Annotated in this window: 7 protein-coding genes; 3 read left to right on the top strand and 4 right to left on the bottom strand. The window is 70.8% G+C overall.

Annotated features, from left to right (window positions below):
* From SGR02S_RS18505 to SGR02S_RS18490, 4 genes are all read right to left on the bottom strand, one after another.
* On the bottom strand, nucleotides 1-1,447 hold a 1,447-nt coding region (locus SGR02S_RS18505; protein WP_156483131.1), incomplete at its 3' end, for an AAA family ATPase.
* Between the two features lie 150 nt (nucleotides 1,448-1,597).
* Nucleotides 1,598-2,344 (bottom strand): thioredoxin domain-containing protein, encoded by a 747-nt coding sequence (locus SGR02S_RS18500; protein WP_067113556.1) that lies wholly within the window; start codon nucleotides 2,342-2,344, stop codon nucleotides 1,598-1,600.
* Nucleotides 2,345-2,378: 34 nt separating this feature from the next.
* A complete protein-coding gene (locus SGR02S_RS18495; RefSeq protein WP_067113554.1) occupies nucleotides 2,379-3,104 on the bottom strand; it encodes a DsbA family protein in 726 nt (241 codons plus the stop codon).
* Between the two features lie 18 nt (nucleotides 3,105-3,122).
* The gene (locus SGR02S_RS18490) at nucleotides 3,123-3,689 is read right to left on the bottom strand and encodes a DUF721 domain-containing protein (protein WP_067113561.1); all 567 of its coding nucleotides are present in this window, start codon (nucleotides 3,687-3,689) and stop codon (nucleotides 3,123-3,125) included.
* 26 nt (nucleotides 3,690-3,715) lie between these two features.
* On the opposite strand from SGR02S_RS18490, the gene SGR02S_RS18485 reads away from it, so the two are divergent.
* Genes SGR02S_RS18485 through nudC form a run of 3 tightly spaced genes read left to right on the top strand, consistent with a single transcriptional unit; the run spans nucleotide 3,716 to nucleotide 6,926 of the window.
* Nucleotides 3,716-4,771: an A/G-specific adenine glycosylase gene (locus tag SGR02S_RS18485; RefSeq protein ID WP_419964885.1), complete on the top strand. Its 1,056-nt coding sequence runs from the start codon at nucleotides 3,716-3,718 to the stop codon at nucleotides 4,769-4,771.
* Entirely contained in the window at nucleotides 4,768-6,054 is a 1,287-nt protein-coding gene (locus SGR02S_RS18480; protein WP_067113548.1) for a serine hydrolase domain-containing protein, read from the top strand. The genes SGR02S_RS18485 and SGR02S_RS18480 overlap by 4 nt, the downstream gene beginning before the upstream one ends.
* Entirely contained in the window at nucleotides 6,054-6,926 is an 873-nt protein-coding gene (gene nudC / locus SGR02S_RS18475; protein WP_067113545.1) for an NAD(+) diphosphatase, read from the top strand. The genes SGR02S_RS18480 and nudC overlap by 1 nt, the downstream gene beginning before the upstream one ends.
* Nucleotides 6,927-6,974: the final 48 nt, after the last annotated feature.

Below are 6,974 nucleotides of genomic sequence, written 5' to 3'. Positions count from 1 at the left end.
GCGCGGCGTCGACCGCCGCGAGGTCCGCCGTTGCCGCCTCGCGGCCGGCTTCGGCGTCGCCGATCGCGGCTTCGGCCGCGGTGATCGCGGCCTCCGCCTGCTCGGCGGCCGCTGCGCTCTCCTCGACCGTCCGGGCCAGCGCCGCGCTGTCGCCGAGCGCGGCAACCTCGGCTTCGAGACGCTGTTGTTCGCCCGCGATGCGGCGCACCGCGGTTTCAGCGCCGTCGCGCGCGCTGAGCGCGATGCGGCGGTCGGCGGCTTCGCTTGCGGCGCGCGCACGCGCCTGCGCCAGTGCCACCTCGGCATCGCGCAGCCGTGCCTGCGCCGCCTGATTCGCCTCGACGAGCGCCGCCTTGCCATTGTCATGCGCGCCGATCTGCTGCGCGAGCTGCTTCGCCTCGGTGTCGAGCGCGGTCAGCGCGGCATGGGCGTCGCGCGCAAGATCGCCCTCGCGCGCGCGGTCGTCGGCGAGCCGCGCCTGCTGCGTGCCCAGGTCGTCGAGGCGCTGGCGTGCCGCGCGCTCTTCGCCGGCAAGGCGGACCTGCGTTGCGGTCGCCTCGGCCAGCGCGTCGCGCTGCGCCTGCGCGTCGCCGCGCGCATCGGCGACACGAGCGGCGACCTCGGTCTGCGCGTTCGACACGGTTTCGAGTTCGTCCTGCGCCGCCTTCACCGCGGCCTCGGCCGCGTCGGCGTCGCGGCGTGCCTGATCGGCGGCGGCGGCGGCGGCGCGCCAGCGCGCATAGATCAGCCGCGCCTCGGCAACGCGGATCTCTTCGCTCAGCCGCTGGTATTTCTCCGCCGCGCGCGCCTGTCGGCGCAGCGCGTTGGCGCGCACCTCCATGTCGGCGACGATCTCCGACAGGCGGGTCAGGTTGGTTTCGGTCGCGCGCAGCTTCTGCTCGGCGTCCTTGCGGCGGACGTGAAGGCCGGCGATGCCCGCCGCCTCCTCCAGCATCGCGCGGCGGTCGGTCGGCTTGGCGGCGATGACGTTCGCGATCTTGCCCTGGCTGACCAGCGCCGGGCTGTGCGCCCCGGTCGCGGCATCGGCGAAGATCAGCGCGACGTCCTTGGCGCGCACGTCGCGGCCGTTGGCGCGATAGGCGCTTCCCGCGCCGCGCTCGATGCGGCGGATCACCTCCAGCTCGTGCCCGTCGGTCGCGTCGGAAAGCCCGGCGACCACCGCGCCGCCCGTGTCGCAATGGATCGCGACCTCGGCGAAATCGCGCGGCGGGCGCGACGCGGTGCCGGCGAAGATGACGTCCTCCATCCCGCCGCCGCGCATCGATTTGGGGCTCGATTCGCCCATCACCCAGCGGATCGCCTCGAGCAGGTTCGACTTGCCGCAGCCGTTGGGGCCGACGACGCCGGTCAGCCCCGGCTCGATGCGCAGCTCGGTGGGTTCGACGAAGCTCTTGAAACCGGTCAGGCGCAGCCGCTTTATCTGCACGGGCGGTCCCCGTGCAGTCGGTCGAATCGCAGGCTGTGCAACGCTTGGGTCACATATCCCCCTTGCCCGCCGTCATGCCGCGCGGGCGGGGGAGTCGCAAGGGGGACGATTTCGCCCGCGCCGCCGGTCGCGGGGCGGGAAGCGCGACGGTCAGCGCACGCCCATCGTGCGCAGCCGGTCGCGCAGCGGGCCCCAGGCCGCGATGCCCTCGGCCAGCTGGCCGTTGATGATGAAGCTGGGGGTGCCCGAGATCCGATAGGTCTCCATCGCGGCATTGGTGCTCTGTTCGAGCTTTTCGATGTTGGGAAGGTTCGACAGGCAGGCGTTGACCTGGTCGGCGGTCATGCCGCGCGACTGGAAGAAGGTGTCGAGCTTCCACGCCTTGGCGAGCGCCGGGAAACGCTGCGCGGGGGGCAGCGACATCGCCTTTTCGCCGCCATCGGGATTGGCCTGCGCGCCCGCGAACAGATCGGCCTGCGAGGCGAAGACGTTCGCCATCAGCGGGAAATAGCGCTCGGTCGGCGCGCAGCGGATGATCGCCGCGGCCGATGCGTCGAGCGGATCGCGGATGAAGTTGCGCAGTTCCAGGCTGACGCGGCCGGTGTCGATGAAGTCGCGCTTCAGTTCCTCGTGGCTTTCCTCCGAGAAATCGGCGCAGTGCGAGCAGGTGAGCGAAGCGAATTCGATGACCTTCACCGGCGCGTCGGGATTGCCCATCAGATAGCCGCCGTCGGGGGTGACGGTGACGGTGTCGGACCAGCTCTTGCCCGCGGGCGCGGCGACCTTCGCGATCACCGCCTGCTCCTGATTCTGGTCGGTCTTGCTTTCGCCGCAGCCAGCGAGCGCGAGCGCGCCGAGCGAACAGAGCAGGGCGATGCGCAGCGGGGGAAGGGTCATCCTTTGGTCTCCGAAAAATCGTGTCGAGGCGTTCTTAAGCGCCCTTGAGCGCGAGGTCGAGGCGCGTTTTGAGCTTCGGCCAATCGCTGACCTCCGCATTCTTGCCGTCGATGAAGAAGCTTGGGGTCGCGGCGACGCGGTCGGCGTTCTGGCCGATATTGGTCATCCCCAATATCTCGGCCGACGCGACGTCGTTGTCGAGGCAGGCGTCGATCTGTGCCTTGGTGTAACCGCGGCCGCGCATCAGCGTGTCGAGCCCTGTATCGGCGGCGATGCGCCGGGTGCGTTCGCCTTCGCTGCCCTGATACCAGGGCGCGAGCTGCTCCTTGGTCATCTTCGCCGCCTTGCCGAGCCAGCTGGGCTGCGCGAGCATGATCGCCTGATGATTGCCGACGAACGCCTTGGCGCCGCCGCACCGCGCGAGCAGCGCTGCGGTCAGGTCGAGCGGATCGCGCACCAGATTGCGATATTCGAACTGCACCAGCCCGGTGTCGATGTAGAGCGTCTTCAGCGGCACCGCCGACTGTTTCGCGAAATCGGCGCAATGGCTGCACGTATAGCTGAAATATTCGACCAGCTTCACCTTGGCGCCTGGCTTGCCGACCAGATGCGCGCCGATCGGGCTGGTCGAGATGGTCGCCGACCAGCGCTCAGCGGCCGGTTTCGCGGGGGCAGCCGCGACCAGCGCGGTCAGGGCGACGCCGGCGAGTGTTCCGATCGCGAGGCGGCGGGTCGATAGGGACGGGATATGTCTGGGCATGGGCGGCCGGTCCTTCGTTCAACTGATGCGGGGAAGCTTCGGCGGCGCGGCCAGCCCTGCCGCCATGCGTTCGAGCACGGTGCGCAGTTCCGGGTCGCCGATGTCGCGCAGGCTGTCCCCCAGTTCGGCGGGTACGGGCTTTAGCATGGCTGGCGGCTGAACGGGCGGCGCGGCGGGCGCGACCTGCCCGTGCGTCATCCGCACCTGCGCGATCGCGGCATAGCCGAAGAAGCGGTTGACCGCGCCGATGATGTCGGGCGCGACATGCTGGAGCATCGGGGCGTGCGCGCCGTTGATCGTCAGATGCAGCGTGCCCCCCGCCTTCTGCCCGGCGGGAAAGCGGATCATCGCGGGCTGGGTGACGTCGGCGAGGCGGTCGCCGACGATCTCGCGCCAGCGGCTGACGACCGACGACTGGATGAAGCCGAACTTGCGGAAGGCGGTGCGGCCGATTTCGGGGACGAGGTCGGCGATCGCGCGCGCTTCCCCGCCGCGCGGGCGTTCGTAGCTGCGGGCAGGCGTCTTCTTCGCCTTTGCGTCCTTCGCCTTTCGGGCGGGCGTTTCTCCGCTCTGTGCTTTCGCCATGCGCGCCGCCATGCCATAGGCGAGGGGTGAGCGTCCAGACTTCCGACAGAACCGATCGCGACAAGACTGAAGCCGCGCCCGTCGACTTCGCCGCGCGCCTGCTCGGCTGGTACGACCGCTCGGCGCGGGTGCTGCCGTGGCGCGTGCCGCCGGGAAGCGACGCGGTGCCCGATCCCTATCGCGTCTGGCTCGCCGAGGTCATGCTCCAGCAGACGACCGTCGCGGCGGTGGCAGGCTATTTCGAGCGCTTCACCACGCGCTGGCCGACGGTCGCCGATCTGGCCGCCGCCGCCGACGCCGACGTCATGGCGGCGTGGGCGGGGCTCGGCTATTATGCGCGGGCGCGCAACCTGCTCGCCTGCGCGCGCGCGGTGGTCGCCGAGCACGGCGGGCAATTTCCCGACAGCGAAGCCGACCTGCGCGCGCTCCCCGGCATCGGCGACTATACGGCGGCGTCGGTCGCGGCGATCGCCTTCGGGCGGCGCGCGGTGGTGATCGACGCCAATATCGAGCGGGTGATCACGCGCCATCGGCTGATCGAGACCCCGCTGCCCGCCGCCAAGCGCGCCATCCGCACGGCGCTCGAACCGCTGGTGCCCGCCGACCGGCCGGGCGATTTCGCGCAGGCGCTGATGGACCTGGGTGCAGGCATCTGCACGCCGCGCGGCCCCGCCTGCGCGATCTGCCCGCTGATGGCCGATTGCCGCGCGCGCGGCCGCGCCGACATCGAGCGGCTGCCCGTCAAGCCCGCGAAGAAGGCGAAGCCGCAGCGCCACGGCATCGCCTGGTGGATCGAGGACAAGGGCCGCATCTGGCTGGTCCGCCGGCCGGGCAAGGGGATGCTCGGCGGCATGCGCGCGCTGCCCGGCGGCGAATGGGCGCGCGCGCCGATGCCCGATTCGGGACTGGCGCGCGTCGATCATGGCTTCACGCATTTCGATCTGCGGCTGACGCTGATGCCCGGCGAAGCAGCGCTTGCCGCAGGGGAAGGCGAATGGTGGCCGCTTTCGGCGCTTGACGAGGCCGGGCTGCCGACGCTCTATCGCAAGCTCGTCGACCAGATGCGGGAGAAGGACGTATGAACATGATGGTGTCGCGCCGGGCGCTGCTCGGCGGCCTGGCGTTCGGCGGCGCGGCGACGCTGCTGCCGCGCAGCGCCCTTGCATGGAAAGCCGACGGCGCGGCGCTCTATCCCGCGACCGACGCCTTCGTCACGGGCTTCGTCGAGCGTGGGCAGCTTGCCGGCACGCTTGCCTGTATCGGCAAGGGGCAGGCGGCGGCGGTCAGCTTCGGCGCCGGGCGGCAGGCGATGGATTCGAGCAAGCCCGTCGGTCCCGACACGCTGTGGCGCCTCTATTCGATGACCAAGCCGGTCACCGCGATGGCGGCGATGCTGCTGATCGAGGAAGGCCGGCTCGGCCTCGACCAGCCGATCGCCGACATATTGCCCGCCTTCGCGAACATGACGGTGCAGAATACGCCCGATGGCTCGATCACCGACGTGCGTCCGGCCAAGGGACCGATCACGGTGCGCCAACTGCTCACTCACACCGCCGGGCTCGGCTACAACATCATCCAGAAGGGGCCGCTGCGCGACGCCTATAACGAGGCCGGACTGGTCGGCGGGCAGATCAGCCGCCTGCCGATCCCCGGCCTGCCACCAATCACGCCCGCGCCCAGCCTCGCGGCCTTCGCCGACCGGCTCGCGAAGCTGCCGCTCGTCCACGAACCCGGCACGCGCTGGAGCTATTCGGTCGGGCTCGACCTGATGGGACGGGTGATCGAGGTGGCGGCGGGCCAGCCCTTCGACGCCTTTCTGAAGACGCGGCTGTTCGATCCGCTGGGGATGAGCAGCACCTTCTTCCAGGTGCCGGCGAGCGAGGTCGGGCGGCTGTCGACCAATTATTTCCCGATGGGGCCGGTGCTGCTGCCGGTCGATCCGGCGACCAGCTCGATCTACCTCGATCCGCCGCCGATGCCCTATGGCGGCGGCGGCCTGGTTTCGAGCGCGCGCGATTACGACCGCTTCCTCGCCATGCTGCTCGGCGAGGGCGAGACCGGCGGGGTGCGGATCATGAAGCCCGAAACCGCGCGGCTGGCGATGTCGAACCTGCTGACCGATTCGGTCGACCGCAAGGGCACGTTCATTGAGGGCGAAGGCTTCGGCGCGGGCGGGCGCGTCTCGCTCGCCGCTTCGCCCACCGGCGAGGGCGTCTATGGCTGGGGCGGCGCGGCGGGGACGATCGGCTTTGTCGACCGCGCCCGCGGCTACCGCGTCGGCGGCTACACCCAATATATGCCGGCCGAGGCGCTGCCCTTTCAGGCGAAATTCGGCGAGGCTTTCTACAAGGACGCGCTGCGCTGATGCCGGCACCACTCGGCTTCACCGGGGCGTGGCTCGACCGCGCCGACCAGCTTCGCACCGACCCGGAGGCCTTCGCCGCCGCAAAGGCCGATCCCCGCGCGCGCTGCCTGACGCTCGACGGCATCGATTTCGTGCCCGGCGACGATGGCACGGGCCTGCGCTGGGAACTGCTCGACCCCGCCGACGCACGCGCGCCGATGCTGCTGGGACGCGACGAGCGCGGCATTCCCTATTTCGTCCGCGAACCGCACCCGGCGCAGCGCATCGACGCGCGCTCGCGCACCGTGATGCGGCTGCTGCCGCTGCTCAGCGCGCAGGACCTCGCGCTTTACGGCGGCGCGCGCAGCCTCGTCGACTGGCACGCGCGGCATCGGTTCTGCGCCACCTGCGGGTCGCCGACCGAGCTGTTCCGTGCCGGCTGGGGGCGCCGCTGCGGCCAGTGCCGCGCCGAGCATTTCCCGCGCGTCGACCCGGTGGTGATCATGCTCGCCGAATATGACGGGCGCGTGCTCGTCGGGCGTCAGCGGCAGTTCGCGCCGGGGATGTTCTCGGCGCTCGCGGGGTTTGTCGAGCCCGGCGAGTCGCTCGAGGAGGCGGTGGCGCGCGAATTGTTCGAGGAAGCGGGAATCCGCGTGTCGGACGTCGCCTATGTGGCGAGCCAGCCCTGGCCTTTCCCTTCGTCGCTGATGATCGGATGCCGCGCGCGCGCAGCGGGCGGCGCGCTGACGCTCGACGAGACCGAGATAGAGGCGGCGATCTGGGTCGATCGCGCCGGGGTGCGCGCGGCGCTGGCGGGCGACATGGACGCGCCCTTCCTTGCGCCGCCGCCGCTGGCGATCGCGCGCCACCTGCTGGAGGACTGGGCGGCGTAGGAAGCGCGCGTCGGGGCTAGACTCTGATGACTTTGGATTGACCCACTT

Source organism: Sphingopyxis granuli NBRC 100800, from assembly GCF_001591045.1.
GTDB lineage: Bacteria > Pseudomonadota > Alphaproteobacteria > Sphingomonadales > Sphingomonadaceae > Sphingopyxis > Sphingopyxis granuli.
Note: the sequence above shows the minus strand (reverse complement) of the source record. Positions and strands in the feature narration are given on the sequence as shown.

What these genes read in the sequence shown, in the direction of transcription:
- SGR02S_RS18500 (WP_067113556.1), bottom strand. Translation starts at nt 2,344, where the DNA reads ATGACCCTTCCCCCGCTGCGCATCGCCCTGCTCTGTTCGCTCGGCGCG.
- SGR02S_RS18495 (WP_067113554.1), bottom strand. Translation starts at nt 3,104, where the DNA reads ATGCCCAGACATATCCCGTCCCTATCGACCCGCCGCCTCGCGATCGGA.
- SGR02S_RS18490 (WP_067113561.1), bottom strand. Translation starts at nt 3,689, where the DNA reads ATGGCGAAAGCACAGAGCGGAGAAACGCCCGCCCGAAAGGCGAAGGAC.
- SGR02S_RS18480 (WP_067113548.1), top strand. Translation starts at nt 4,768, where the DNA reads ATGAACATGATGGTGTCGCGCCGGGCGCTGCTCGGCGGCCTGGCGTTC.
- nudC (WP_067113545.1), top strand. Translation starts at nt 6,054, where the DNA reads ATGCCGGCACCACTCGGCTTCACCGGGGCGTGGCTCGACCGCGCCGAC.